The 25,146-nt window shown below is 54.5% G+C and carries 30 protein-coding genes; 24 read left to right on the top strand and 6 right to left on the bottom strand.

Annotated features, from left to right (window positions below):
* The first annotated feature begins 87 nt into the window (after window positions 1-87).
* The 7 genes from GK091_RS15655 (at window position 88) to GK091_RS15625 (ending at window position 4,442) form a co-directional block, all read left to right on the top strand.
* Complete coding sequence (locus GK091_RS15655) at window positions 88-696, top strand: ParB N-terminal domain-containing protein (protein ID WP_164040068.1); 609 nt, start codon at window positions 88-90, stop codon at window positions 694-696.
* Window positions 696-1,190: a phage terminase small subunit P27 family gene (locus GK091_RS15650; RefSeq protein ID WP_164040067.1), complete on the top strand. Its 495-nt coding sequence runs from the start codon at window positions 696-698 to the stop codon at window positions 1,188-1,190. The genes GK091_RS15655 and GK091_RS15650 overlap by 1 nt, the downstream gene beginning before the upstream one ends.
* 22 nt (window positions 1,191-1,212) lie before the next feature.
* Window positions 1,213-2,967 (top strand): terminase large subunit, encoded by a 1,755-nt coding sequence (locus tag GK091_RS15645; RefSeq protein WP_164040064.1) that lies wholly within the window; start codon window positions 1,213-1,215, stop codon window positions 2,965-2,967.
* Between the two features lie 16 nt (window positions 2,968-2,983).
* Window positions 2,984-3,172 (top strand): hypothetical protein, encoded by a 189-nt coding sequence (locus GK091_RS15640; protein ID WP_164040060.1) that lies wholly within the window; start codon window positions 2,984-2,986, stop codon window positions 3,170-3,172.
* A 104-nt stretch (window positions 3,173-3,276) separates the two neighbouring features.
* On the top strand, window positions 3,277-3,663 hold the full coding sequence (locus tag GK091_RS15635; RefSeq protein WP_164040057.1) for a hypothetical protein: 387 nt from the start codon (window positions 3,277-3,279) through the stop codon (window positions 3,661-3,663).
* Window positions 3,664-3,805: 142 nt separating this feature from the next.
* Complete coding sequence (locus GK091_RS15630) at window positions 3,806-4,144, top strand: hypothetical protein (RefSeq protein WP_164040055.1); 339 nt, start codon at window positions 3,806-3,808, stop codon at window positions 4,142-4,144.
* Window positions 4,137-4,442, top strand: a complete 306-nt coding sequence (locus GK091_RS15625; protein ID WP_164040052.1) for a hypothetical protein — start codon at window positions 4,137-4,139, stop codon at window positions 4,440-4,442. Before GK091_RS15630 ends, GK091_RS15625 begins: the two co-directional genes overlap by 8 nt.
* On the opposite strand, the gene GK091_RS15620 is transcribed toward GK091_RS15625, so the two are convergent.
* Window positions 4,435-4,710, bottom strand: coding sequence for a hypothetical protein (locus GK091_RS15620; RefSeq protein WP_164040050.1), 276 nt, complete (start codon window positions 4,708-4,710; stop codon window positions 4,435-4,437). The genes GK091_RS15625 and GK091_RS15620 overlap by 8 nt on opposite strands.
* On the opposite strand from GK091_RS15620, the gene GK091_RS15615 reads away from it, so the two are divergent.
* The 13 genes from GK091_RS15615 (at window position 4,709) to GK091_RS15555 (ending at window position 14,363) form a co-directional block, all read left to right on the top strand.
* Window positions 4,709-5,848, top strand: a complete 1,140-nt coding sequence (locus GK091_RS15615; RefSeq protein ID WP_164040048.1) for a phage portal protein — start codon at window positions 4,709-4,711, stop codon at window positions 5,846-5,848. The genes GK091_RS15620 and GK091_RS15615 overlap by 2 nt on opposite strands.
* Window positions 5,845-6,837, top strand: coding sequence for an HK97 family phage prohead protease (locus GK091_RS15610; RefSeq protein ID WP_164040046.1), 993 nt, complete (start codon window positions 5,845-5,847; stop codon window positions 6,835-6,837). Before GK091_RS15615 ends, GK091_RS15610 begins: the two co-directional genes overlap by 4 nt.
* 2 nt (window positions 6,838-6,839) lie before the next feature.
* Window positions 6,840-8,105: a phage major capsid protein gene (locus GK091_RS15605; protein ID WP_164040044.1), complete on the top strand. Its 1,266-nt coding sequence runs from the start codon at window positions 6,840-6,842 to the stop codon at window positions 8,103-8,105.
* Window positions 8,106-8,107: 2 nt separating this feature from the next.
* A complete protein-coding gene (locus GK091_RS15600) occupies window positions 8,108-8,332 on the top strand; it encodes a hypothetical protein (RefSeq protein WP_164040041.1) in 225 nt (74 codons plus the stop codon).
* Window positions 8,332-8,883 (top strand): head-tail connector protein, encoded by a 552-nt coding sequence (locus tag GK091_RS15595; RefSeq protein ID WP_164040040.1) that lies wholly within the window; start codon window positions 8,332-8,334, stop codon window positions 8,881-8,883. Before GK091_RS15600 ends, GK091_RS15595 begins: the two co-directional genes overlap by 1 nt.
* A gap of 2 nt (window positions 8,884-8,885) precedes the next feature.
* Entirely contained in the window at window positions 8,886-9,242 is a 357-nt protein-coding gene (locus tag GK091_RS15590; RefSeq protein WP_164040038.1) for a phage head completion protein, read from the top strand.
* Complete coding sequence (locus GK091_RS15585) at window positions 9,242-9,724, top strand: hypothetical protein (protein WP_164040036.1); 483 nt, start codon at window positions 9,242-9,244, stop codon at window positions 9,722-9,724. Before GK091_RS15590 ends, GK091_RS15585 begins: the two co-directional genes overlap by 1 nt.
* On the top strand, window positions 9,721-10,119 hold the full coding sequence (locus GK091_RS15580) for a hypothetical protein (protein WP_164040034.1): 399 nt from the start codon (window positions 9,721-9,723) through the stop codon (window positions 10,117-10,119). Before GK091_RS15585 ends, GK091_RS15580 begins: the two co-directional genes overlap by 4 nt.
* Window position 10,120: 1 nt before the next feature.
* The gene (locus tag GK091_RS15575) at window positions 10,121-10,582 is read left to right on the top strand and encodes a hypothetical protein (protein WP_164040032.1); all 462 of its coding nucleotides are present in this window, start codon (window positions 10,121-10,123) and stop codon (window positions 10,580-10,582) included.
* Between the two features lie 95 nt (window positions 10,583-10,677).
* Window positions 10,678-11,067 carry a hypothetical protein gene (locus GK091_RS15570; RefSeq protein ID WP_164040030.1) on the top strand — a complete coding sequence of 130 codons (390 nt, stop codon included), beginning with the start codon at window positions 10,678-10,680 and terminating at the stop codon, window positions 11,065-11,067.
* 50 nt (window positions 11,068-11,117) lie between these two features.
* Window positions 11,118-11,345, top strand: a complete 228-nt coding sequence (locus GK091_RS15565; protein ID WP_164040027.1) for a hypothetical protein — start codon at window positions 11,118-11,120, stop codon at window positions 11,343-11,345.
* Between the two features lie 2 nt (window positions 11,346-11,347).
* Complete coding sequence (locus GK091_RS15560; protein ID WP_164040023.1) at window positions 11,348-14,113, top strand: tape measure protein; 2,766 nt, start codon at window positions 11,348-11,350, stop codon at window positions 14,111-14,113.
* 1 nt (window position 14,114) lies between these two features.
* Window positions 14,115-14,363, top strand: a complete 249-nt coding sequence (locus GK091_RS15555; RefSeq protein ID WP_164040021.1) for a hypothetical protein — start codon at window positions 14,115-14,117, stop codon at window positions 14,361-14,363.
* Here GK091_RS15555 and GK091_RS15550 read toward each other — a convergent pair.
* The 5 genes from GK091_RS15550 to GK091_RS15530 all read right to left on the bottom strand — a co-directional run bounded on the left by GK091_RS15550 (window position 14,332) and on the right by GK091_RS15530 (window position 16,890).
* Window positions 14,332-15,507: a hypothetical protein gene (locus GK091_RS15550; protein ID WP_164040019.1), complete on the bottom strand. Its 1,176-nt coding sequence runs from the start codon at window positions 15,505-15,507 to the stop codon at window positions 14,332-14,334. The genes GK091_RS15555 and GK091_RS15550 overlap by 32 nt on opposite strands.
* Window positions 15,458-15,847 (bottom strand): HNH endonuclease, encoded by a 390-nt coding sequence (locus tag GK091_RS15545; protein ID WP_164040017.1) that lies wholly within the window; start codon window positions 15,845-15,847, stop codon window positions 15,458-15,460. The genes GK091_RS15550 and GK091_RS15545 overlap by 50 nt, the downstream gene beginning before the upstream one ends.
* Before the next feature lie 3 nt (window positions 15,848-15,850).
* Window positions 15,851-16,108 (bottom strand): hypothetical protein, encoded by a 258-nt coding sequence (locus GK091_RS15540; protein WP_164040015.1) that lies wholly within the window; start codon window positions 16,106-16,108, stop codon window positions 15,851-15,853.
* Window positions 16,101-16,520, bottom strand: a complete 420-nt coding sequence (locus GK091_RS15535) for a hypothetical protein (RefSeq protein WP_164040014.1) — start codon at window positions 16,518-16,520, stop codon at window positions 16,101-16,103. Before GK091_RS15535 ends, GK091_RS15540 begins: the two co-directional genes overlap by 8 nt.
* 163 nt (window positions 16,521-16,683) lie before the next feature.
* Entirely contained in the window at window positions 16,684-16,890 is a 207-nt protein-coding gene (locus tag GK091_RS15530) for a helix-turn-helix domain-containing protein (protein WP_164040011.1), read from the bottom strand.
* A 612-nt stretch (window positions 16,891-17,502) separates the two neighbouring features.
* Between GK091_RS15530 and GK091_RS15525 the strand changes: the two genes are divergently transcribed.
* Genes GK091_RS15525 through GK091_RS15510 form a run of 4 tightly spaced genes read left to right on the top strand, consistent with a single transcriptional unit; the run spans window position 17,503 to window position 25,146 of the window.
* On the top strand, window positions 17,503-20,148 hold the full coding sequence (locus GK091_RS15525; protein ID WP_164040009.1) for a hypothetical protein: 2,646 nt from the start codon (window positions 17,503-17,505) through the stop codon (window positions 20,146-20,148).
* Window positions 20,145-22,832: a discoidin domain-containing protein gene (locus GK091_RS15520; protein WP_164040006.1), complete on the top strand. Its 2,688-nt coding sequence runs from the start codon at window positions 20,145-20,147 to the stop codon at window positions 22,830-22,832. Before GK091_RS15525 ends, GK091_RS15520 begins: the two co-directional genes overlap by 4 nt.
* Window positions 22,833-22,835: 3 nt before the next feature.
* Window positions 22,836-23,255, top strand: coding sequence for a hypothetical protein (locus GK091_RS15515; protein WP_164040004.1), 420 nt, complete (start codon window positions 22,836-22,838; stop codon window positions 23,253-23,255).
* 1 nt (window position 23,256) lies between these two features.
* Window positions 23,257-25,146, top strand: coding sequence for a hypothetical protein (locus GK091_RS15510; RefSeq protein WP_164040003.1), 1,890 nt, complete (start codon window positions 23,257-23,259; stop codon window positions 25,144-25,146).

Below are 25,146 nucleotides of genomic sequence, written 5' to 3'. Positions count from 1 at the left end.
GCAACTAGTTAAGCCACTGATTTCCATAGGGAGTAACCTGCCGTTTCGACCTAAAATTAATTGCCGTTTATTCACCGTAACGACCCCATGAACAATCTCAAAGCCGGAACGATCAAAGACTTGACGCCGGACCAGAAAAACGCTAATAAAGGTAAAGAATTCGGCCAGCACCTGCTTGAGAAATCACTGCGTGAACTGGGGGCTGGCCGCTCGATTCTGGCCGACAAACACGGCAACGTGATCGCGGGCAATAAAACCCTCGAAACCGCTGCTGCGATCGGCATGAACGACGTGATCATCGTACCCTCGGACGGTACCAAACTGATCGTGGTGCAGCGTACGGATCTGGATATCGACAGCAAGCAGGGACGCAAACTGGCGCTGGCCGACAACAAGATCAGCCAAGTTAATCTGGACTTTGATTCGGTGGTGATTGCGGAACTGGGCGCAGAGCACGGTATCGATCTGGACTCGTGGGGCTTTTCGGTGTTCGAGGATGAGCAAGAAGAGGAAGCCGGCGAAAAGGTGGAGCGGGAAAGTGATAAAATAACCTTTCAGCTGAGCACTTTCCAGCAGACAGAACTCAAACGGGCATTGACCACGGCCAAAATGGAGCGTGAGTTGGAGCAGGTAAAAGAGACCGACGGGGAAGCGCTGATGGTCATCGTGCACGAATTCTTAAAAAAGCGTAGCTGATGGGCCCCGGACGACCCGCCAAACCTACGGCCGTTAAAGTGCTGGAAGGTACTTATCGGCCAGACCGGGCTATGCCCAACGAGGTGCAACCCGATTTGCTGGCCCACATTCCTGATCCGCCCGAAGGGCTGGGCGAGTGGGGCGTTCGCGAGTGGGGGGTTGTCTGCCGCTGGCTGCACGATACGGGCAATTTGGCCGGCACGGATTTAAGCCTGATCGCGGCTTACTGTAATGAGGTATCCAATTACTGGGAATACGACGCTCAGGTGAAAGCGAAGGGTGCCGTGATTGCGATCAAAAGCAAAGAGGGGCTGGTCGTGCGGGTGCAAAAGAATCCGTTCACCGGCCTTCGCAAGGATGCGCTCAACGAAGCCCTGAAGCTGGCCACCCAGTTCGGCTTTACCCCGGCGGCCCGCACCCGGCTGACCATGGGAGCGGGTGCCGTGGATACCAAGCCCAAATCGAAGCTGGGGAAATTAATGGGTGGCAACTAACTGATTACCTCTATACCGTAACGTGGAGTACAACGAGATTGCGTACCAGTACGAAGAAGACATTCTTTCCGGCCGGCTGCTGGCAGGTGATCTACTGATCAAGGCCGTCAAACGCCAGCGGGATGATCTGAAGAACGGCCACAAACGGGGACTGTATTTCGATCATGACGCGGGCCAGAAAATGCTCGACTTTGCCGATTGCGTCAACATCGGCCCCGAAAAGCCGCTGCATCTGTTCCCCTTTCAGGTGTGGGAGTTATATGTGTTCTACGGCTGGAAGCGGGAAAACGGGTTTCGACGGTTTCGCCGGAAGTATAAGAGTTGCGCCCGAGGTAGCGGGAAAACCCCGATCGAATCGCTCCAGATCCTCTATCACTTGACGGTCGAAGGACTAACCAACGCCGAGGCCTACGTATCGGCTACCAAGGAAGCGCAGGCCAAAATTGCTTTCGATGATGCGGTACTGATGCTCAACTCATCACCTGAATTGCAGGATTATTTGAAGGCATCCGCTGAGCGCATTTTCAACCCGTCGAGTAACGCCAAGTTTGGGTTTTTAACGTCAAACCCCAAAACGGCTGATGGTACCCGACCGAGTTATGCAGTGATCGACGAGTACCACGAGTTCGAAGACGACAAAATGCTCAACAAGCTCACCTCGGGTCTGATCAAAAAAGATGAGCCCATCATGAGCATTGTCACTACCCGGGGCAGCCACAAAGAATGGCCCTGCTTTCAGGCCGAGTTCAAAGTGTACATGCCTATCCTGAATGGGTCGGTACACAACGATTCGTTCTTCGTGGTCATCTACTCCCAGGACTCGGAAGACGAGATCGAGCGGCCCGATACGTGGATCAAATCCAACCCGATGCTTTGTAAAGGCGGTATCATTAACCTCGAAACGCTCGTCGAGGAACGCGACGCGCAGTATTTGAAAGGGGAGGAGGGTATCGTCAGTTTCAAGACGCTGAATCTAAACTGGTGGTGCGATGCGCCCCAGGTGTTTATTCCGGATTCGATCTGGATCAAGTCGGGTAGCAAATTCGATCCGGCCATGCTGGAGGGCCGTAAAGCCTGGGCGGGGCTGGACATGGGAGCGACCAACGATTTTTGCGCCTACTCGCTGTATTTTCCGCCGGAGAACTGGTGGGAGTACGACGAGGAGCTGACCGATGAGCAGAAAGACAAGCTGCTCTATTTGCGCTCACCCCTGAAAGTACCCGGCATTCACCACATACTGTGGTGGTTCTGGATCCCGAGCTTCAAATTCGACAACCGGATATCCGACGGGCTGCACAATCTACGGGACTGGAAGAAAAACGGGCTCATTACCGTGCTGGACGGCAACGTGATCGATCCGCGCCAGATCGAAGAGATGGTGTTACCCCTAAAGCCCCTCTACGATATTCAGAGCATGACGTACGATCGCTACAATGCGACCTCGACGGCGCTGACCGTGCAGGAAAAAGGGGGCGTGCCGGCGCTGGAATTTCCCCAGACGATGCCCATGTTCGCCGAGCCCACCAAAGCGTTTCGGGATCTGGTGCTTCAGGAGCGCTTCAACCACGGCATGAACCCCATTGCCCAGTGGATGATGCGCAATGCCATTCCCATTACCGACACCAACGGCAACATCAAGATCACCAAAGACCCCCGCCGGGCCCCTGATAAGGTCGATGGCATCGTGTCGGGCATCATGAGCATGGCCGGCTGGATGATGGATCGCAACGAGGTGGGCGGTAACGTGTATGACAGTCGCGGATTCATCGAATTATAACCCCTTACTGGACTTTATGCACCCACTGCCTACCCTGGAAGAACAATTTCTGAAACAATTCTACGAGCCGGCCATGCGCAATCACCGGCTGAGGACCATTAGCGAGCGGTTCGACTGGGCGAAGGAGCACTATGAGCAGCTGCACCGGCACCAGCTGCCGTTTGCGCTGGCCACCTTTAAGCGGGTGTTGTACCGGCGTGGGTAAGGGCTTGACTTACTGGTCATAAAACAGGATAACCGCTTGCTAAACAGATTCGTCGGTGTTATTGGATTATGATTTACTTCGGGCAAAATCTAATCCATACGTGCATGGCCTCTATACAGGTTGAAATTGAAAGTTATACCGTCACCGCCTACCGGGACATCAGTACCCGCTACGAAATCAAGCTGATCAGCAAGGCTCTTCAGCACGGCATCCGCTACAACGCCCGACTCATCTTTGAGGGCACGGACGCGAAAGACAAGGGGTACATCCAAAATGTGGATGGACTCAACTTCGATCCCAGAAATGCGGTGGTCAACTATGACCTGGCAGACTTTACCGGAATCTACCAGATCCTTAGTACGGAAAGCCCTGTCTTTTTCTTTATTGCCTACGAAGATAAAGTCTCCAGTTCGCCCCCGAACAGTCATCGGCTTATTCAGACCCAACTAAAAACCAACGCCGAGATACCCGGCGACTTCGAGAAGAAGTAAGTCGTAGGTATATACAAAATTTCAGTTGATAATCGTCTCATTCTGCAACCAAAAACGGCGCAGAATGAGACGATTTCGCTAAACAAGTCGGCTACTTTTACATCAGCTCGAAAGAGTCTGCCGTAACCGTAACTGTACTTGAATGACTCTTTCCGAACTGGCCCGCTTCACCCCCGGGATGCAGGTTGACCTGCGCTGCCGCACAGCGCCGACCTCAATTTATTACAAAGGCCTGCCCGATGGGGATCGCCAGCGCTATACACCGTCTGGCCCCGAAGTGGCATCCATTCCCTATACGCTGGAAGGCCGGGTCGTTGGCCTGGAAACCGACAACATCCCCTACCTGGTGCTGGAGAGTCGGGGCGAAGCGGCCATTCTGGCGACCAAACGGGGCAAATTGACCGTGATCGGCACCGAAATGCGCCTGAAAACATTGCATGTGCCCATTTCGGCTATCGTAACCGCTCAGCGCCATGCCTGAGCTGCCAACCCTGCCGCTGTGCGAATCGGCCCGCAAAGCGCTCGAATTCTGCCTGTTTTTCCAGACGCGGGCCGGTTTTTACCGGGTCTACGAGGGTCAACTGGCCCTGATCTGGGGCACCACCCGCACCAAACGGGGCCTGAAAACAAGGGCTTACGAGCAAACGGAGGCACTCTACGAGCAATACCTCCAGCGCGGCCGCTGTTTTGCCGATCGGGATGATTTTTTCGACGGCTATTCCAAGTTCAGCCGGGGAAAAGTCATAAAACTCGCGTTATCTAGCCAATCCACTAGATAAATCCCGGTGCAAACCGCTCAATTTCGGGTCTCTCAAAGGGCAGAATGGCGGGATTCGCAACGTGGGCGAGGAATTTACTAACAGGGGCCGGTTCGTCCGATGCTCCTGCTTTGCCCGTTGCGTATACTGGGGAGAGTTCCGGTTCGGAATCCCGCTCCCTCGAAAACCCAGCCGTTCCCCTGTCCGCCATGACTTCCTGGGCGGATGTGTACGGCGGAGCGCCCAGCGTTTCCCATGCCGGGGTTGCGGTCACCCCCGAATCAGCCATGCGCGTATCGGCGGTCTACGCCTGTATCAACCGCATTGCGTCGACCATCGCCATGCTGCCCATCGGCGTCTACAAAGAAACCGAGTACGGCCGGGATCTGGACAAGAAAGATCCCTTGCAGCAGCTGTTCATCTACGGGCTCGACGAGCTGATGAACCGCTTCAATTTTATGAACATGCTGGTAGCTACGTGCCTGGCCCGGGGTAATTCCTACGCCTTCATTGAGCGCGATACCTACATGAAGCCGATCGGCGTGCGCTTTTTGGAGCCCGGTGAGTGTCAGCCCATCTACGTCAACATGGGCCGCACGCGCTATCTGTACTACACCGTGTTCGGGGAGATTGTCAACAAGCGGGATATCATTCACCTCAAGTGCCCGGGTACCAACGGCATCGAGGGCAAAAGTCCCATCGAGCTGTTTGCCAACGGCATCGGGCTATCGCTGGCGGCCGAGGAGTTCGGCGGCAAGTTCTTCGGCCAGGGGGCGGGGGGTATGGGCGTGCTGGAGACGGGAAAAACCTTCAAAGACTCGGGCGCGATCGACCGGCTGCGCAAGCAGTTTGCCGAGCGGCAGGCGGGCCTCAGCAACGCCCACAAGCCGCTGATTCTGGAAGACGGCATGACCTATAAACCGGTCACCATTCCGCCCAACCACGCCCAGTTCATCGAGACGCGCAACTTCCAGGTGGAAGATATCGCCCGGATGTACGGAGTACCCCAGCACAAGATTGGCAAGCTCGACCGCTCGACGAATAACAACATCGAGCACCAGAACAAGGAGTTTATTACTGACACCATTTTGCCCTGGACTGAGCAGGTTCGGCAGGAATTCGAAAGTAAGCTGATTGCCGAAGACGATAAGGAAGTCAAAGAGGTTGTCTTTGATTTTGATTTTCTGCTGCGGGGAGATTCCACGGCCGAAGCCACCAAGATCCAAGCGCTCTTCAACACGGCCTCCATTACGCCGAACGAGATCCGCCGGCGCAGCAACATGAACCGCAAACCGAATCTGGACGACACCTTCACCCAGATGAACATGCAAAAGGTGACCGCCGATTCGCATATGGGTGAAGCAAAACCCAAAGTGGGTGACGGTAAACCCGACCCCGCCGACCCTAAACCATCTACTGACGCATGAACGAGCTAGTCGCCACCGTTGAAGAACGGCTCTATAAAACCAGTATCACCGTCGAAGAGCGGTCCGCTACCGAAGGTGGGGGCAAATTCTTTGTCGGTACCGGTATCGTCTTCAATCAACCCTCGCGGCCGCTCTACGATCAGAAGCGGGGCGTATTTCAGGAAATCATCGAGCCGGGTGCCATCGACGATGACACCGATCTGTCGGAGGTGCTGGCCGTGTTCAATCACGACGAGAACCGGCTGCTGGGCGCGAATTATTCGGGAACGCTGAGTTTTAAAACCACCGAAACGGGCGTGGACGTGCGGATTCTCAAGCCCGAGAACACCGTTGGCAACGACTGTGAGGTCTGGGTCAACCGGGGTGATATCCGGGGCATGAGCTTTAAGTTCTTTGTGGCCAAGGACCGCTGGGAAACCAAGGATAACGTACTCTACCGCTACGTCGAGAAGATCAGCAAGCTGATGGACCTTTCGCTGGTGACCCGGGCGGCTTATCTGCAAACCACCATTGGCGTAGCGGCTTCGACGCGTTCCTACGCGGGCATCTCTGCCGAAGAAGCCACGACACGCGGCTTGTATATGCGCGAAAAGAAACAGCTTAACGACAATGACCAGGCGTTTCTGACGGGCATGGTTGCCCAGTTGCAAACCCAGATCGATTTCGTCTCGCAGGGCATTCCCAAGCTGACCGACAAGAATGTCAAGCGCCTGGCTGCGGGCCGGCTGAGCGATCTGATCTATTCGCAAAGCTGGATCGAAGAAACGATCGCCGAGCTTCAGGAAGCTGTCGTCGAAACGCCCGAAACGCCCGTCGATGCCGAGCGTAGCGCTAAGCCAGCCGGCGAAGCGGCGACCCAGCAACCCACTACCGAAAATCCAGAGACGCGCTCCGCGGAGTCGTCTGAAAACATCCAGTCGGAGGAAACACAAGGGCATTCCTTGGACTGGTATAAAGCGAAAAATACTGCCCATCGTAACTCTTTATAACTATGTCAAAAGACAAACTGAAAGCCCTTCAGGAAAAGAAAGGGCGTATTGTCGCGGAACAACGGTCACTCATCGACAAGGCAGACGCGGAGAATAGCCGCTCGTTCTCGGCCGAGGAGCGCAGCCAGTTCGACAAACACGATTCGGACATTGCCGACATTGACCGGCAAATTTCGCACTACCAGCGCGAAGAAGCTGATCAGCGCTCAGTAGCCGAAACGGCTAACAAGGCTGAAGAGGAAAAACGCGCTAAAACGGACGACAAAACGGCGGAGACGGCCCATCGGCAGGCGTTTGATGCGTATCTGCGTCATGGTATTGCTGACTTGACCGAAGCCGAAAAGCGGGCCTTGGGTGGTTTTCAAAAAGCAGTAGACGTCAATGGCGGTGAAACCCGGGCCCAGAGTGCAGGATCGGGCGCAGCGGGCGGCTACACGGTACCCCGCGAGTTTTCCAACGAACTCGAAATTGCGCTGAAAGCCTACGGCGGTATGTTGGAACTAGGCCGCACTTGGGGTACAGGTACGGGCGCCACGGTCGACTGGCCAACCATGGACGACACGGCGACCAAAGGTCGTTTGCTGGCCTCCGGCACCGATGCGACCACGGGCTCGACCGACCTTGGTTTTGGTAACAAAACGCTGAGCGCATTCACCTACACCTCGGACGTGATCAAAGTAGATAACGCTCTGATTCAAGATAGTGCGTTCAATCTGGGTGCGCTGATCACCGAAGCCATGGGCATTCGCTTTGGCCGGATTCAGAATGAGCACTACACCAAAGCCGACGGTACCAACAAACCCGAAGGCGTCATCATCAACGCGGGCGTGTTCAACACGAACGTGGCGGCAACCGCGCTCACGGCTGACAATTTGATCGATTTGCTGCACTCGGTAAACCGGGCGTACCGCAAAAACGGTAAGTACACGCTCAATGATCTGACGCTAGCGGCTATTCGCAAACTAAAGGACAACCAGGGCCGCTACGTCTGGCAGCTGGGCGATATACAGAAGGGCGCACCCGACACGATCTGGGGCTACCAGTACGTGATCAACGACGACCTGGCGGATATCGGAGCGAGCGCGAAGTCGGTTGGCTTTGGCGATTTTAACAAGTACGTCATCCGGAACGTAGCGCAACCACTGATCATCCGGTTAACGGAGCGCTTCGCTGAATTCAACCAGACGGCTTACGTGGGCTTTATGCGCACTGATGCCCGGCTGATGAATACGAGCGCCGTTAAATTCATGCAGCACGCAGCAGCCTAACCATGACGATTAAACTAACAACCTCCTGCTCCGGCGTCAACTACTCCTTCCATCAAGACCAGGTGGTTGAAGGAGTTGACCCGGCAGTAGGAGCCGATCTGGTCAAACACGGATTGGCCGAAGAAGTCCAGACGGCGACCGCAGAGCCTTCGGGTGAAACGGCGAAGCTGAACCCAACTGGTCAGACGGCTACTGCCAAACCAAAAGGCGAAACCCGCAACAAGTAATGCTCACCGCCCGCCCGCAAAACCCCGCCGTTCCGCTTGATCCTGTCATGGATCTGGCTACCGCCTGCGAATGGCTGCGCACCGATGTCGGAGCGATGGCGGAACTAGGGGTGGCAGCGGATCTGATGCGGTCGGCGATGGCCCGGATCGAAACAATGTGCAAGCAGCCCATTTTTGCCCGGGATTATTTCGCCTTCGGGGAGGGGTTTGGCCTGCAAGCTGATCTGCCCAGTCTGAACGTGCTCAGCGTGACCAAAATCGAGTATCGGCTGATGGGTTCTGCGGACTGGGTCACACTGGATGCTTCCAGCTACGACTGGACGGAGACGGGCGAACTGACATTTTACCCGTTAGCGCAGATGATTACGGGTGTGTCCCGGATCCGCGTCAGCTACCGGGCGGGCTACGAGCCAACGAGTGTGCCGGCCGATATCGTGCAGGCCATTCGGCTGCTGATCGGGCGCTGGTATGACATCCGATCGGACGAGAAAAAGGAAGTGCCCTCGCACGCCGAGTGGCTCATCAAGGATTACGTTTTACCCATACTGTAACGATGGCCAAGCCCTTACAAGCCGGCAACCTGGATCGGACGCTGGACCTGTTTACCAAAGACGCCCACAAAAACGGCAAAGGCGAAAAGATTGGTGAATCACCATCGCCCTTCGCCCAAAACGTGCCCTGTCGTAAACGCGAAACCGGGGGCGTTGAAACGGGTGGGGACGGCTCGGGCTCGGCCCAGGCTTCCCGCGAGACGGCCTTCGGCACGGTTGAATTCGATCTGCGCTACCGCACGGGCGTGCTGGAAACGATGATTCTTTACTGCGAGGGGGTTCGCTACGATATTCTTAACGTCCGCGAGGGCGAGGGACGTCGGCAGTGGCTCATCATCGAAGCCCAGAAACATGACTGATGCGCATTCAAACCGACTCGACGGAGCTCTATGCGATGGATCGAACGCTGGCCAGGGTGGGCCGTGTCTTCGATGCCCGGCTAATGGGCAAAACGCTTAAAACGGCTACGCAGCCGGTTCTGGGCATTGCCCGGCAGGAAGTGCCCGTCGGTCGTCGAACGTTCCGCTCCCAGTTGACGCGCCGGCTCCGGTCGGGCAAGCTGAAGCGGGATAGCACGTACGACAAGGGTGGCGCTACTAAACGCAGCCTGCGGATTCTGATTGTGCCGGGCGGCCCGGGTGAAGTGGCCCGGGTGCTGGTCGGGGCCAGCAAAAAACGGGGCTACGCCGGCTGGCGAACCCACTGGATTACCCGGCCCAATATCCACCGGGTGGGCGTCAATGATTTTTTGGCCCGCACCGAAAGCCGGGGTACACCCCTGATCGAAGCGGGCATCGGCCAAATTGCCCAGGCCGTGGTTGAAACTGAATTACGCCGATGAGTACAAACCGAATTGGTAATGCCCTGTACGATTTGCTGAGCACGCAACCCGATCTGCTGGCTCTGCACGGGGGCCGGGTCACGCCGGTCGTCTTTGAGCAGGCGAGCGCGTTTCCGGCCCTGTACTACAATACCAAGGGGCTGCGGCCGCTCGGCTGCCGGGGTGGTTCGGCGACCAAGCAGGGACTACTGGAGATCGGGGCCATTGCCAATAATTCCGAAGAGATCGAGGGACTGGCCGATACGCTTGTGGAGGTACTGAACCGCTATGATGGCATTCATCTGGGCTACCTGGTCAGCATCGAGACCAACGACGACGATTTCGACGAGGCCGACCCCGAGATCAGTGCTTTTTATAAACGATTGATTTTCGATTTAACCGTAACCAAACTGTAAGATGGCAGCTGCTGCACGCACCAATACCCTTGTGAAAGGCAGGGAAATTATTGTTCTCATCAAAAAGCCGGGCGGTACCGACTACATCCTCTTTGGCTGCATGACGGCCGCCGATCTGGATTCGCCCGGGGCCGAAGTCGAAGAAACGGCCTGCCGGTCGGGTACCACCAAAAGCCCCTCGGGCGATATCGCCGTGCCTACGCTCTCGATCGAGCATATCGTGCGCAACTACGCCACCGGCGACAAGGCCACCAACGTCTCCGACGACGAGATTCAGCAGTGGAACGATACCGCAGCGACGATCGATCTGAAGTATTCGGTGGGCGATAAGGCAGGCGATCCGGTTTACACGGGCCAGGGCTTTTTCAACGGCTTTTCGCGCAAAGGCCCCCAGAAGGGTGATGCCACGGGCGGGGCCAAGTTCAATTTCTTTCAGCTGCCGACCCGCTCCACACTGTCGTAAACCAGCCAGGAACCGAGAAAAAACCTACTAAAGCAGAAGTGAATTAGTAGGTTTTTTTAGAAAACCCGAGTGACCCATCCGTAACGATTGACCCCATGAAACCTACTGAACTAACCAACGGCGAGATCGTCGTTTTCATCAACGGTAAACCCTTTACCTTCAAATTCGGCATGCTGGCCGCCAAACTCGTCGAAAAACACGGCGAGGGTCTGACGGGCAACATCGAAACCATTGCACTCACGCTCTGGGCGGGCCTGATGTGCCGCTTCGACCAGAACGCGCTGGCCGACAATTTTAAGGTCGATGACGTCTACGAGCTGATGGATGCCATGTCGGACGAGGATCTGGCTAAAGTGCTGGTGGCCTCCCGCAGCGCCTTCGAGCGACTCCCAAACGTAAGCGCCCGGGTAAACGGGCTGCTGGGGCTGGGCGAAGACGGAAACCCACTGACTGGGAAGCCCTCCAAGAAACCGGATACGAAATAGGCCTGCGGTCCGGAGAGTTCTGGGAGACCACGCCCGCCGACTTCGAGCGGATGCTGGCCGGCTACTACCGGCGGACCAACCCGCAGGGTATCTACTTCCGGGAGCTCTACGCGCTGCTCTACAACATCAACCGGGGCGAGAAAACCCCCGCCATCGACAGTCAGGACGTGCTCCGGCTGCCGGGCGAGAAAAAACGGCGGGGCCAGTCGGCACCCCGACTCAAAAAACGAACCGAAGCTCAGTGGGCGGATCTGGTAAGCCGCATCGCTAACTCATAGGCATGGCAGGAGCTGTTAATATTCGACTGGGGGCAATCGTCACGGACTTCATTGCGGGGTTCCGGGCCGCGGGTGCGGCTACGGCGCAACTGGCTACCCAGCTAAACAGCAACCTGTCGGCGGGCTTCGCGGCTGCGGACCGGCAGTCCCGGCAGTTCGAGCGCGGCATTGGCCAACTGGGTAAATCAATTCAGTCGTTTGGCCGGCAGGCCTCGATCGTAGCCGCCAGTATTGCTGTCGTCGGCATCACCTCGTTTAAAGCCTACTCGGAGATCAACGCCCTGCAACTGGGGCTGGAGAACATCACGGGTTCGGCCGCGGGGGCCAAAGCCCGGTTCGACGAACTGTTGCCCGTGGTGCGCCTGCCAGGCCTCGGCCTGGAAGAAGCGATCAAGGGGGATGTGCGCCTGCAAGCTGTCGGCTTTTCAGCTCTGCAATCCAAGGAGTCCCTGTTACAATTCGGCAACGCGTTGGCTTTGACGGGCGGGGGTAAGTTCGAACTGGATTCGGTGCTGACCCAGCTGACTCAGATGGGCAGTAAGGCTAAAGTGCTCTCCGAGGACTTAAAGCCTATTCTAACCTCCAGCCCCGCCGTTGCCAAGGCCATCAAGGAAATGTTCGGCACGGTCGACTCCGAGCAGATCAGCGCGAAGCTGCAAGCTGCGGGCCGCTCCCCGATGGACTTCATCACTGATCTGACGGCGAAGCTGTCCCAACTGGAGCGGGTCAAGGGCGGCCCCAAAAATGCGCTGGAAAATCTGGGCGATGCCGTCAAGCTGGCCCAGTTCAACTTTGGGCAGGCCGCCGATAAAGCCTTTGGGCTGACCGAGCTCATTGACCGGATCGGCAACGGGGCCACCGGCCTGGCCGATAAGTTTGCGGCTTTATCACCTACGACGCAGAAAGTAATTCTGACGGTGACCGGTCTGGTCGCTGCCATTGGCCCCTTGGCGCTGGCTGTCGGTGGTTTGTTAGCCCTGGTGCCGTCTGTTATCGCCGGAGCCACCGCCATTACCGCCACGCTGGGGGTTGCCATCGGTCCAATCCTGCTGATCGGGGCGGCCGTTGTCGGGGCTGCGGTATTAATTGCCACTAATTGGAGTAGCATCAAAACGATCCTGACCGATTCGGGTATCTGGCAGAGTGTTCAAGGGTTAGTTGCTTCAGCAATGGGGTATATTCGGGCCGTCATCCAGCGAACGATTGATGTAGCCGGGCTAATCTGGGCGCGATTTGGGGGCTTTTTCACCGCTATTGGCAAAACGGCGTTTGAAGCCGTAGCCGCAATTTTTAGATTCAACGCAGGTATTATTCAGGGTATTTTTACGGCGCTAACGGGCCTGCTGACGGGAAATTTCTCGCAGTTTGGCAATGGCCTGCTCATCGTCGCCAAATCGATCTGGAACCTGCTCATCGATGGGTTCCGGCTCATGGCGGCAGGGATTGGCCGCTCCATTGCCGCTACGTTCCAGTTTTTCGGAGCCACCAGCCTGGCGGACAAAATAACCGCCGGCATCGACAAGGCACTGGTGAAACTGGATGGGTTGAAAGGCAACATTCAATCCGTGCAGGCAGTGGCCAAGGCGGGCGTTTCGCTGACGGTGGCCACGGGTGCTAAAACCGCAGCGGCCGCACCCAAACCATTTGATTACTCCAGCATCAACCTGGCGGGCTCGGCCGCTGAGCAGGCCAAAGACAAGTTAAAAGCGCTCAAGGACGAGATCACCAGCGGCAAGCTGAAAAGACTCGATGTCTCCGCGCAGCAGATTGAGTATGATCAGCTAAAAGCTAGTCTGGATTCGGCGACCGCGTCGTTTAGAAAGCAGAAGCCCGCCGTTGAAGGGGTGGGTAGTGCATTAACAACCAATGAGCGCATTTTAAAGCGGCTCACCAAAGAACTTAAAGAGCAGGGCGATACGGGCGACAAATCACGCAGTCGGCAGGTGGCCGCGTTTCAGGAACTGGTTAAACTCGACAAGGAGCGGGCGAATTTTAAGCCCGTCAACATCGGCGAGGTTAAGCCTATAGCGACTTCAATAAATTTTGCCGATGCGTTTAGGTCGATAAACGGAATTGGAGCCCCTCCGCCATTGCCCGGCTTAGAAGGCTTGCAGCAACGAATTACAGCCCCCCTAGAGGCCGCTAAACAGAAGTTGAGAGACTTTAATATAGGTGTTCGGGACATTCTAAGAGAAGGGGCTGTAAGCGCACTGGTGGGTATGGGGGAGGTTATTGGCGGCCTAATTGCTGGAACGCAAAGCATTGATGCGCTTCCGAGAATGTTACTCGGCACACTCGGCGGCATGTTAAAGCAGTTAGGTACGTTGGCTATTCAAACGGCAATAGGTATTGGCGCAATACAAGCGGCCTTAAAGACGCTAAACCCTGTCGTTGCTGCGGTGGCTGGTGTTGCCTTGGTCGCACTGGGTACTGCCGTTCAGGCCGGTGCTGCCAAAATAGGTGGGGGGGCTACCGCTATGGAGTCGGGGGGCTTACTAACGGGACCCACACTGCTTTACGGCGGTGAAACGTCGAAAGCTCGTAAAGGTGGAGGGGAATTTATAAGTTCAGTCGATTTAGGTGCTAACCTGATTGGCGACCGCATCACCAAGCAACTCGGCAATAATTTTCGTTTCAACCGGCCTGACATGAACCGAGTTGGTCGTCAGTCGCTAGACTTGAACGTTTCTGGTGGTTTCAACCTCCGTAATGGTGACCTCTCAGCCGCCATTGACGATTATCATCAAACCAATCAATATTTCAATTAGCATGGAAAGTCTTTTATTCGATTTTGTGCAGGATATTATTGCACTTAATAGCGTCGAGGGGTTTATCAAGCAGTACCGAAAAAATCTGGACTTAGTGGGAGATAAGGCGCTGGCTTACGAGCTAACCGAACAAAGCCACGAAAAATGGTACAAAGGTCGCCGGATGTACAGTGACCGCTCTACCTTTCATGTGGTTTTGTCCCGGTATTATGCCGCAACTAAAGCTCGCCAAGAAACAGTTGCATGTTAATAACTCTCTTCGCGATAATCGCGTCCGCATTTAGCTTCTTTCGCTCCAAAAAATAAGTAGCATCTTTATACAAAAACTGTACTACTCTCTTAACTTGCTGGGTCCCGCTCACCCTGAAATTCAACATACCTTTACTGATATTATGTGGCTGAAAGGAACAAAATACGCTGCATTTTTTTGAGATTATTCTTGCCATTGCGTCAATAAACGCATCTGAGCCAATTGCGCCAATACCTGTACGTTTAGACCTGCACATTACGTACCCATCACCATCCGTGTAGCCTCGCAAAAAGTGGTGCAATAAATTTTCGTCAATCCACTCCGGGAAAGTCAAAATAAATGATTTACGCTGCGGACACCCTAGTTCCGCAAGTCGATCTGACAACTTTCTGCTTTTCATTCGAAATTTAACTGAACCCGGCTTTGAGTCCCAAACCGCCCTCGTATTGCCGAAAAATGTACGAAACAGTTCTAGTATTGCCCTGTCCTTCTGATTAAGCTCGATTGAGAGTTCACCCCTTTTCTGATCGTTATACCCATCTGCATAAAAGAAGCCTAAGAAATACGCCTTCGCTTCTGAGTCGATTTGATCTAAGAAATTTTCATCAATGTTGTAACGACGCGGAGCCAATTTACTGCCTCGTTTCTTTTTTGTTGCATGGGCAATTTTAGAATTTTCAGAAGCAGTTCGAGGAACAATATTAGCGTTGACCAATAATCTGCGAACCGTTTTCTTAGCGCAGACCCTATACTTCTTAGCAATTTCAGAAATCCCCATTCCGCTTTCGTAGTCGCCTAGTATCAACCCTTCTCTTTCTTTCGCATCGTTACCAAGGGGGTGTATTTTAATGTCATTCTTTTTAATGAAGTGCGAAAGAACACACTTGCCAACACCGTAGCTTTTGGCAATAACAGCCAACTTGGAACCACTTTGGTATAGTCTTCTTACTTCCTCTTCCTTTCCAGTTAAAAGGTGAAACTGTCGAGGTGAAATTTGATGAACCCCCAAATTGGTTAATGTTCTGGTTATGGTCTTTTCTCCATATCCAAACTGAGAAATAAGCTTAATTATGGGTACTCCTTGTTGGTAAGCATCAACAATTTTTGATAGCACCTCTTCGGGAATTACGACTCTTGCTGGCATATGATGTTTTCTTTTTTCTAAGTTGTATTGGATATGATTCTGTCTGCTCATGGCAGGTGTGGCACAGCGTCCGTCCGTTGCCAATATCCCACAAGGCTAGACACGCAGCAGCCCCTTCGATTGAGCCTACGTTGTTGTCTTTTACCAATTGAGTGAGACTGATAATATGGTCGGCCTCAATAACGCGTTTTCGCCCGTTTCTGGCTCCGCAGTGCTGGCACGTAAAGCGGTCACGAATGAACACTGCCCGTTTCCATTGTTCGTACAGATCAAGCCGACGAATCAAGCGCACAAGGGCTGTGCGAGACAAACCCTTGTGCTGAACAAGTTGCTTGCTCATTGACTAATTCTCGGTGAGTGGCAGATACAGGCTTTCGGCTTCGGCTAATTGATAGACCTTGTCGATCACATCGAGTCGTTCCGCAACGGCAAGCAATGATTCCCCTTTACTACGCGGGTACTGGGTCAGGTCTATACCGTAGAAGCAGTGAAGCCGGTTATAGATTCGGGCGTACACTTCCGAGCGGGGCTCATTCCAAAGAATGGCTACGCGGGTGACAACTTGGTGGGTAATCGAGCGAACACTTACTAAGCTATTCATTATTCTGCCCTCCCTTCGCCATTTTCCTTGCCTCGTCCTGAAACCATTCAAGCGATTCGCGCTCAACGCGCAGATCATACAAAAAATCGAGCAGGCGCAGAGTCGTCAGCAGACATTTCATATCGGTAGAATCCTTATATAGTCGAGCATCGACAAGCCAAGATTCTAAGATTCTGGTAATGGCATAAACGGGGCTCTCTGAGATACCTAAAAAATCATCCGAAATTGATTTGAACTGAATGAAGGCATTATACAGGTCTTCGGGAATTGTAACCAATTCGTCGCTCAATGCTGGGACTGTGCTTTGTTGCCGACTATCAGTAATAGGCGAGGTTGGGCCCCCACTTTGGGCCGTTGGTGGATTCGGGGTTGCGTGATTCGCCCTACCCGCGTAGCTTTGCTGCGTGTTCATGATTACTACCTGTTTTTGTGTGACACATCGCCCCCTTCGCTAAGTCCGCCAAGATGTTTGCGTTGGGGGTTTATCTATGTAAATGGGTGACACTCATTCCCATTTACATTACAATAATACAAAAACTTCTGATATATGGCAAGTTTAAGGTCAAAAATATATTCTATTTGAAGAAAGTATTAACTTCTACTTCTATCGCATTTGCGATCTTTTGAAGAGTCTCAATTGTAAGATTTTGCTTGCCGCTTTCATAACCATTCACTGTAGGTTCTCCCACCCCCAGCTTCTCGCCCAGCTCCTTCTGAGTCAGCCCTTTCACTTTGCGCGCTTCCCGAATCTGTTGGCCAACTAATAGCTTAATATCATTCATTGAAATCCTTTGTAACTAAGTTCAAATATAGTAAATAGGCGATCATAACAAATAATTTGGTCCCTAGTTATAGATTACAACTTTCTTTGACTTATTGCCAACGCAGTAGGCGAGGGAATCGAGAGAAATACTCGCCTGTATGACACAACCCAACAGTGAAAAATAAATCGTTTCCCAATGTGGCGTGTTGTTTTCTAACAGACACACTAAAGTCTGAACCGCTATGGAAACCCATGACGAAAATGGAACTTCATCAGTCGCCCACTTTTTATTGACTTCAAACAGGAAATCTAAAGAGTCTTCCCGGCGGGCTATGAACTCGAATAAACGGGCAAGGCAACGTCAAGTAACTATTCGGCTCCTTCAACAAATATTTGAGGATAAGTGCGACAACCTTCAAACTAAGATTGATCAGTACAAAGCGGATTACCTCCGTTAACGATTTTTTTCGATTATTTATTTACAATTCCAACTTAAGGAATTCGTGTATATACACGAATTGTTCCAGCTTGCGTAACTTCAAAAGTTTAAGTAATGCGCCTTAACGCTGGTTAAGCGACACCCCTTAAGGGTAGCCGTAATTTCGAAGGCCCCCACAGGGGCGTCGTTTTTATGTCTACCTACGCGGTTAAATACTACGCTGATTTCGTTGACCTGCCCAATAAGGGGCTGGGCATCGCGCCGGTGCAGTACCGCGTCGAATTTCGATTCAGAGATTTTACCGGTACGCCCAAAGAGCTTTCACTTTACAAAGGCACGCCGGTCAAGATCAGTAAGTCCTCGTCCGATCAGAGCCGGTTTGCTTTCTGGCATCCCCTGAAGGCGGACTTCAAGCTCCGCGCGGAGTCATTCTACCAGAGCCGGGAATTCTACGTCCGCTCGGACCGGGAGGTACAGGCCGTGCTGCTGAGCGACCCATCCAACACGGGTAACTATGCCCGCGTCGAGTTTGCGGGCTGGATCATGCCGGCCGACTACTCGGAAACTTATAAAAAGAAGCCCTACCCGATCGAGGTGAGTGCGGCCTGCGGTCTCTCAACGCTGCGCGACCGCCCGATCGTAGATCGAGACGGTAAACGTTTACAGGGATACGTTAGCTTGTCGACGGTTATTCGCACCGCGCTTCTCAACACCGGTTTCGATCTGCCGCTCGTCACCGGGGTAAACATCTACGAGCAGGCGACGCTGCGTTCGCTGAGTATCGTGAACGGCAAAGTTGACCCGGCCATTGATCCGCTCTTCACGACGCAGATCGTGGCTGAAGCCCTCGTCAACGAAAAGAACGATACGCTCAGCTGCTACGATGCGCTAAAAAAAGTACTCGAGCCCTACGGCTGCCGGATCGGTCAGCTGGGCGGAGCAGGGGGCGGCTGGCTGGTGCTGCGGGCCGATGAAGCGGGTGGGGGCTGGGACGTCTGGAATCAGGGCTCTAAAAAGACGGTTCACCTGCGCAACTATTCAAGCCCGGATCTGTCGGCTCCCCCCGATGGGCTCTCGGAGCGCAGTGTTGACTTTGGGGTTGATATCTATCCCGGAAAACCGGTGCAGGTTTTAAACGAAAAACCCACCGTTCGGCTACTGGGCATCAAACCGGGCGTGACGGTCGAACAGGACTTTGGGCGCTACCTGAACTGGCTAAAAAGCGGGGACTGGGGGCAGGTCGACAATACGGGCCTGGCGACGGGCTGGACGCGTAACAACATCAGTGCCGCTGACTCTTTTCGGGTCGGAGTTGGCACGGAAGAGGATCAATACGCAATGGTTTTGTACGGGTACGGCGACGAGAAAGCCAAACCCGACACACCCTCCATTCGCTACCAAGTCGAGTTTGCCAAAGATTCACCCCAGTATCAGCAAGCCTACAAACGGGTGCTGCGGGGTAAGTTCGAGCTAAACCTGCTCAGGGCGTCCAAAATCGTTGTGTTTGCCTACACACAACAGAGCAACGGCCCGCTGCAAATGCACATTTTGCAAAAGGGGGGAGCCTGGAAGGAGAGCCCCAAAACATCGGAGCTAGTCGGCATTCTGACCTACCATTGCAATGATGCGGGCACGATCACCTACAGCGGACAGGCGGAGTTTGCCCTGGAGATGGAAGCGATCGGCAACGTGCGCTTTCTTCAGGTGTGGGTCTGCGTGGGTGAAGCGCTGGACAAGCCCGGCGGGGGCGCGAATCCCGGTACGCCTAGCAACCGCCCGTACCTGAAGCAGTACGGCATCACGCTGGAAACCAAGCAGGATGGCGTCAGCATCGATAGTACGCAGGTCACCATTACTAGCTCAAAGCGCAAACTAGAGACGACCGCCAGCCTGACGCTGGGTGATGTGTATTTCCCCCTGCCGTATGACCGCACGGGACCTTTGTTTCGCCTGGGTACCCACGAGCCAACCGTCAGCTGGGATCGGGCCGACAAAACGGGGGCTAGTGCCGTTGGTCAGGGCTTGCCGTATCATTTGGCCGCATCCATGGCCCGCCAGTATATGCAGCCGGCTGATGTGGTCGAGGCCACGCTGCTAGGAAGATTGCCGCTGGGTATGCATACCATTTTGCGTTACCTGGATATTGGCGGTATCCCTTCTGAGGAGCCCGCCACGCAGGCGACGAATCTGCTTGTCGAATTCAAAAAAGAGATTGTCAATGCCGTTTACCCTGGGGTGTATCTACCCTGGATCAAGGTGGGCATGACCATCCGAGTCACTAGCGACGGACTGAATTTTGGGGATTATACAGTTACCTCAATTCCCGCTTTTGTGCGCAATCCGTGGTATTTTCTGGTAGACCGCACGGTCATCAGTCAGAAAGTCTCGCAGGTGACCATTGCCGATGCCAGCACGATCAAGGAAACCACGTTTCAGCCCTACGATCAACAAATTGCCTCGCGGTTCGAATGGGACGTGCAGGGCTGCCGCTACGAAACGAGCAGCGTACGTATCATGCACGAAGACGTTGAAAAGCTGCCCTCGCCGAAAGGCTTCTGGGTGGAGAAGGACGGCAATCTGATCCCGCTGAACCCCGACGAGGCCGATCAGCCCGTGCCGCCCAGTTTGCCCGTTACAACCAGTCGCCACGATAAATTTTTACAGGATCTGACCAGTGTCGGTATTGTTCCCAAACTCGGCGCAACGGCCAGCGTGAGCGGCTTTGTGCCCATTGAACCAGGTAAGGCCAAGCTCGGTGCCATCGTGCGCCAAGACGGCATTACGATCGGCGAGCTTAAATCCACCCTGCGCCGTCAGGTAACCTTCTTTACGCAATGAGCAATCCCGTTTCTGAAATCACCCTGACGACGGGTGGCTATGGTACCAAGGGCTTCACCTTTTCGGTGTTGTCCAATGAGGCTGGCCACCTGGACGATAAACGGGAGCAGGTTGAGGATCCATACTTCGATAAGGATTACAACAATGACCCGTTCGTGGCGGGAATCGTTTACCGGTTTCTGGGCTACCATCCGGTTCACATGGCGGACGAGGAGCTGATTCGGGTGGTCTTCAAGGAGACGGGTGGCTACGATATTGTCGATCCGAGTGAAGAGAATTCGACCGGCTCATCCTCGCTGACCTCCCTGGTTGCCCGGTCGAACGATCTGGACCGGGATGCTGTGTATCGCGCCTTTTTGCGAAGCCTGGCACCCGAAACGCTGCTGTTGTTAGGGCAAACGGTGCTTACTACCATAAGCGCTAATCCAAGCCTGAAGCAACTGTTCTGTGCTATCGCGGCAACCTGCAACCTATCGGGTACGGTTACCAAAACATATACGGCAACCAACATTATCCAATGGTCGCCGGTCAGCATCCTGGCCCCCCTCTATGATGCCTCACTGGATTTCGTTAACTGTTCTCAGTGTGGCGGCTGGGTGTATGATCTTAATAATCTCAATACGCCCGCCAAGCTGCGGGTCTTCATCAACGGCATTTTTGCGGGTATTGCCACGGCTACGTTCGCCCGGCCCGAAGTGGCTGACGTACTAGGGCTATCCGGCGCGACTACGCACATCTGCGGCTGGACGTTTACTATTCCCGATGTGTTCAAAAACGGGGAGCCTATTACCGTCGAGATTCGCCCCCTGTCCGGCACAACTGCCTTCCGGTATTCACCCAGAACGTCGGATTTCGCCTGCGTGAGTCTGAGTAATCTGATTGATGTAGCAGTCGATGCGACCGTAACCGCGCCTGATTCGGGCTTTGGGCCGATCTGGGTCGCCGAGCATTTGACCGACGATGATCCGGATTCGGCTTATACCACCCCTTGCGTAGGGGAAACCGAGCCCGTTACCATTCGCGTCGATCTGGGCGGAACGGCTGCCCCCCAGCAGATTCGGCTAGTGCCGAACAATTTTTCAGATGGTGCCGATTGGCTACCAGTAGATTATCAGCTCAGCGGCTCCACGGATGGGATTACCTGGTTTGTGCTGGCAACAGTTACCAACCAAGCGCGTACCACCCAGGAAATCGTTTTGCCCGTTGAGACGGATCTTGATGCCAATTACCGATCCCTGCGCTACGTTCGACTGGTCACCAGCAAGAACAGTAATGCCGGCGGGGCTTGTAACTACGTCCGGCTGAATTCCATCCGGATCATGGCGCCCAGTAAGACTCCAGACGGCGGTACACCACCTACCCGTCTGCCTAAAAAGCTGGAAATACTGGGTCCATTGGGTCAGAACGAAGGCGCACAGACCAACCAAAAAGTGTGGCTGACCTACACCAACGGTGATACGGAGGATGTAACGGCTGCATCAAATAAAACTACGGGTGGTGATTTCTCCCTGACGTGGGGTGCCGACGGGGTGCTATTTGCCGCCGTTAACTCAACGCCAAACGATACCCGCAGCCCGACGCTTACGGCGGCTTATCTGGGCCTGAATGCCAGCAAAGTCATTCAGATCTATGACGCATCAATTACAAGGTACATCACGGGTTACCGCATCGATCGCATTGAAACGTCGCAGGCCATTATTGAAGGAGGGCCCCAGGCTCACTTTAAAGTAGTGGCGCTCTTCAATCAGGCGCCACTCGAAGAGCAGTACACGGAATCGGGTGCCTACTCGATCAATACGCCGTATCCGGATGGTATGACGGCCACTACGGGCATGAATGCGATCGGCACGGTAACCCTGCCAATGGGTTCAATTACTGCCAACCTGACCCGTACGCTTCGTTTCACCTTCCCGGCCGGTGGTGGCTACGTCGAGAAGCTGATCGATTTGATCAACGTAGCGGACACGGCTGTTTTTGATAAATATGAAATCGTTGGTCCGACTGAAGCCGTCGAAGGGGGCAGTGATCCAGAGTATTCAATTGACGCAGTATACACCAACGGCAGCCGGCAGAACTACATCGATTCGCAAGGGGCGTATGGCCTCTTTGAGCCCTACCCACCGGGCGTTGATTTGATTGCCCTGGCCGATTCGCGTACTAAAATCCATACCCCAATCAATTCGATCACCGCCGATGTGCCGGGTAAAATCTTCTTCACCTTCGGCAACGGGGCGGTCATTGAGAAGGCCATCGTTTTCAAGAATGTGGCCAATCAAACCACGCCCCTGAGCATCGCCAAGGTAACGGTGTTTCACCCAACCGGCTGGCATTCGATCTTACCGTCTTCCGGCACGGTGTCGGAAAACCTGGTTATTCTGGTCAGGATTGAGGGTACTAATGCGGCTAACGCAGACGTGCGGTCGCGCTACCTACAATCCAGAAATGATGCCACCTACGGGGTAATGCAGAAACTGGATTACAACGCCCAGACCAGCTGGGGCACGCTGCCGCCGGGCTATACGCACGTGACTTTCTTCGCCGATGAGGACTTTTCCAACACCACCCGGGCGCTGAACATTTTCGCCGTCAAGCTGCAAACGGTGGCGAATTCCGAGGTGCAGCCCCACTACCTGCCGCAGGCCAGTACGCCCGATCACACAACCGTTCAACTCTACCCGCTGTAGACCATGGCAACAATAACCGATTGCTTTTTGCTTGTCGTCGAGACCACAACCGACAGCTCCACGAATCCGCCAACGGTTACGGTGGTCGACAAAATGATACCCGTTGCTCTCGCATCGGTCTGCGCGGACGTGCCAACGCTGTGGACCAGCTCGGCTCAAAACATCGCGGCCCTGATTGATCGCACAGGCCCTCCCGCGGGCAAGCAGGAAGAGGTTTTGGTCTGCGCGATCGCCAGTAACGACACGCTGGCCGAATACGTCACCCAGCCCCCCGTCGACGGGGGCACGACGCCCGATCCTGACCCCGATCCATTGCCCACCGATGGCACGGCCTGGACCGCAGGAAACCCCAACGACACCGATGACTCAGGCACGCCCGTCACCTACTCCGACGCGAACATACTAACCGATCCGACCAATTAACATGAAAAAGCTCCTTATTCTCTGGCTCCTGCTGTCGGGTAGCCTTTCCTTCGGCCAGACCTACCGTAACTATCTACGACCACAAGGTAACGATTACACCTACCAGCCCCAGCAGGCGAAAGCGGCCTTGAACTGGAAACGGTTTCCCCGTTTTTCGATTCAAAAAGACTGGATCTATTGGGGGCCACGCTTTAAAAAACGGTCGGGTGATATCGGGGAGTGGGATGACGACTTTTTTACGCACGGCTTTCGGCAGTTAATCCCAAACCTGAACTACTCCGGTACGGGTAATGATGCGGTAAACTATCAGGATATTCTCAACAATTCGGGGGATAAAATGATGGGGTATATCCTCATGCCGGGTTCGCCGGGCAATATGCCCTCGTACCTGACTGGCCCCTACAACGCCTTGCCCGACAGTGATCCCCGCAAAGCCCAAATTGCTCCCTACATCAACTCGCTGATTCCGGTTACGGATCCGGATGCGGCCAGGCTGATGGGCACCTGGATGGGCGATCTGATCAAGAATGGCATTTGCGGGGGTAAAATCCCCAAATGGGTGACGATTGATGAGGAAAGCGCCCACTACTGGGATCACCCGGAAAAAGAAGGCTCCCTGAAAAAGTTTGTCGGCTATCTCTACCAGGGCATTTTGCAGGTCTGTACCACCAGCAAGGTGTTTACCTACGGGCCCAAACCCGTTACCTCGCCCAGCTTCAAGGGCTACGCCGATAAGGGAAAGTCGATCGATGGCTACCTGTTCACGGAACACCCTCAGTACGCCATCAACTTTTGGTGGGGCACGGGGAACACCTCGGCTCCCCTGGATGTGAACAGCCCGATGGCCGTTGCACTGCGGGCGAACGGGGGGGGCGTTGCCGCTGGCGATCATTACTACCGGACGACGATCGGTGGCATGCAGACGATCTACCAGAAAAACGGGGACGGGTCGTACGTGCTGGCCAATGGTCGCCGGGTTCTTCGGACGGACAATTCAACGACAACTGCCTTCGGTAAAACCTTCACCGTCTATGGCAACGACCCTAACTACTTCAATCAGAACGAGTACGATTATCATACCAGCTGGCTCTACGAAGATGTAGCTGGCGAGGAGGCCAATCGGTTCTGGATGAACAACCGAACCTACGCGCTGCGGAAAAATGACCGGAGTTCCGACTTTACGGGGGTCATGCTGGGCGACTGGTACCGGACCAATACCGAAGAAGCCAATGCACCAGGGCAGACCGATGCACGCCCGGTCGACGGCGATGCGCTGGAGAGTGGCACCATCTTTCGCGCCCTGCTGCACGACAGCGAATTCCTCTGGCATGGGGAATATTTACAGCGTAGCCCCACTACGTTCGATAACGGAGCGATTCAGTTTCCGGGGGTAACGGTCAATCAGGGCGGCTATAAGACCAATCTGGGCCAGTTTGAATACATCGTCAAGGGCCTGCATCGGTTTAGCCAGTTTGAAGGTCGCAACTGGGGCAACTGGTACTGGGTGCGCCCGCACCGGGGCATTGACGTGGACTTCGACAAGTGGAAAGAAGCCTGCATCCGGGGCCGCATTTCGGAGACCGGCAATAACGTCGAGATTGTAGCCGCCTGGCCGATGCTCGACCCCGCTGATCAGGTCCGCGTTGACGTGTGGGTCGATACGGGAAGCTGGAAATCGGGCTCGACGCATTTTTTCATTACGGGCCGCAAGACGTACGTGGATGCCTGGCAAATTCCCAATGTTCCGACTGGTACAACGATACTGCCCCAGCACCTGCGCTTTCGCTACTCCAGTCCACTGATCACCCCCTCGCCGACCATCACCTGGACGGGTGACTACCGGTTTACGGCCGCCAACTCAGAAACTATACCCACCGCTATTTCGAATTAA

This window comes from Spirosoma agri, from assembly GCF_010747415.1.
In the GTDB taxonomy this organism is placed as follows: Bacteria; Bacteroidota; Bacteroidia; order Cytophagales; family Spirosomataceae; genus Spirosoma; species Spirosoma agri.
Note: the sequence above shows the minus strand (reverse complement) of the source record. Positions and strands in the feature narration are given on the sequence as shown.

Excerpts from the sequence above, each read along its gene's own strand:
- GK091_RS15655 (WP_164040068.1), top strand. The coding sequence starts at position 88 with ATGAACAATCTCAAAGCCGGAACGATCAAAGACTTGACGCCGGACCAG.
- GK091_RS15650 (WP_164040067.1), top strand. The coding sequence starts at position 696 with ATGGGCCCCGGACGACCCGCCAAACCTACGGCCGTTAAAGTGCTGGAA.
- GK091_RS15640 (WP_164040060.1), top strand. The coding sequence starts at position 2,984 with ATGCACCCACTGCCTACCCTGGAAGAACAATTTCTGAAACAATTCTAC.
- GK091_RS15635 (WP_164040057.1), top strand. The coding sequence starts at position 3,277 with ATGGCCTCTATACAGGTTGAAATTGAAAGTTATACCGTCACCGCCTAC.
- GK091_RS15630 (WP_164040055.1), top strand. The coding sequence starts at position 3,806 with ATGACTCTTTCCGAACTGGCCCGCTTCACCCCCGGGATGCAGGTTGAC.
- GK091_RS15625 (WP_164040052.1), top strand. The coding sequence starts at position 4,137 with ATGCCTGAGCTGCCAACCCTGCCGCTGTGCGAATCGGCCCGCAAAGCG.
- GK091_RS15615 (WP_164040048.1), top strand. The coding sequence starts at position 4,709 with ATGCGCGTATCGGCGGTCTACGCCTGTATCAACCGCATTGCGTCGACC.
- GK091_RS15620 (WP_164040050.1), bottom strand. The coding sequence starts at position 4,710 with ATGGCTGATTCGGGGGTGACCGCAACCCCGGCATGGGAAACGCTGGGC.
- GK091_RS15610 (WP_164040046.1), top strand. The coding sequence starts at position 5,845 with ATGAACGAGCTAGTCGCCACCGTTGAAGAACGGCTCTATAAAACCAGT.
- GK091_RS15605 (WP_164040044.1), top strand. The coding sequence starts at position 6,840 with ATGTCAAAAGACAAACTGAAAGCCCTTCAGGAAAAGAAAGGGCGTATT.
- GK091_RS15600 (WP_164040041.1), top strand. The coding sequence starts at position 8,108 with ATGACGATTAAACTAACAACCTCCTGCTCCGGCGTCAACTACTCCTTC.
- GK091_RS15595 (WP_164040040.1), top strand. The coding sequence starts at position 8,332 with ATGCTCACCGCCCGCCCGCAAAACCCCGCCGTTCCGCTTGATCCTGTC.
- GK091_RS15590 (WP_164040038.1), top strand. The coding sequence starts at position 8,886 with ATGGCCAAGCCCTTACAAGCCGGCAACCTGGATCGGACGCTGGACCTG.
- GK091_RS15585 (WP_164040036.1), top strand. The coding sequence starts at position 9,242 with ATGCGCATTCAAACCGACTCGACGGAGCTCTATGCGATGGATCGAACG.
- GK091_RS15580 (WP_164040034.1), top strand. The coding sequence starts at position 9,721 with ATGAGTACAAACCGAATTGGTAATGCCCTGTACGATTTGCTGAGCACG.
- GK091_RS15575 (WP_164040032.1), top strand. The coding sequence starts at position 10,121 with ATGGCAGCTGCTGCACGCACCAATACCCTTGTGAAAGGCAGGGAAATT.
- GK091_RS15570 (WP_164040030.1), top strand. The coding sequence starts at position 10,678 with ATGAAACCTACTGAACTAACCAACGGCGAGATCGTCGTTTTCATCAAC.
- GK091_RS15565 (WP_164040027.1), top strand. The coding sequence starts at position 11,118 with ATGCTGGCCGGCTACTACCGGCGGACCAACCCGCAGGGTATCTACTTC.
- GK091_RS15560 (WP_164040023.1), top strand. The coding sequence starts at position 11,348 with ATGGCAGGAGCTGTTAATATTCGACTGGGGGCAATCGTCACGGACTTC.
- GK091_RS15555 (WP_164040021.1), top strand. The coding sequence starts at position 14,115 with ATGGAAAGTCTTTTATTCGATTTTGTGCAGGATATTATTGCACTTAAT.
- GK091_RS15550 (WP_164040019.1), bottom strand. The coding sequence starts at position 15,507 with ATGCCAGCAAGAGTCGTAATTCCCGAAGAGGTGCTATCAAAAATTGTT.
- GK091_RS15545 (WP_164040017.1), bottom strand. The coding sequence starts at position 15,847 with ATGAGCAAGCAACTTGTTCAGCACAAGGGTTTGTCTCGCACAGCCCTT.
- GK091_RS15540 (WP_164040015.1), bottom strand. The coding sequence starts at position 16,108 with ATGAATAGCTTAGTAAGTGTTCGCTCGATTACCCACCAAGTTGTCACC.
- GK091_RS15535 (WP_164040014.1), bottom strand. The coding sequence starts at position 16,520 with ATGAACACGCAGCAAAGCTACGCGGGTAGGGCGAATCACGCAACCCCG.
- GK091_RS15530 (WP_164040011.1), bottom strand. The coding sequence starts at position 16,890 with ATGAATGATATTAAGCTATTAGTTGGCCAACAGATTCGGGAAGCGCGC.
- GK091_RS15525 (WP_164040009.1), top strand. The coding sequence starts at position 17,503 with ATGTCTACCTACGCGGTTAAATACTACGCTGATTTCGTTGACCTGCCC.
- GK091_RS15520 (WP_164040006.1), top strand. The coding sequence starts at position 20,145 with ATGAGCAATCCCGTTTCTGAAATCACCCTGACGACGGGTGGCTATGGT.
- GK091_RS15515 (WP_164040004.1), top strand. The coding sequence starts at position 22,836 with ATGGCAACAATAACCGATTGCTTTTTGCTTGTCGTCGAGACCACAACC.
- GK091_RS15510 (WP_164040003.1), top strand. The coding sequence starts at position 23,257 with ATGAAAAAGCTCCTTATTCTCTGGCTCCTGCTGTCGGGTAGCCTTTCC.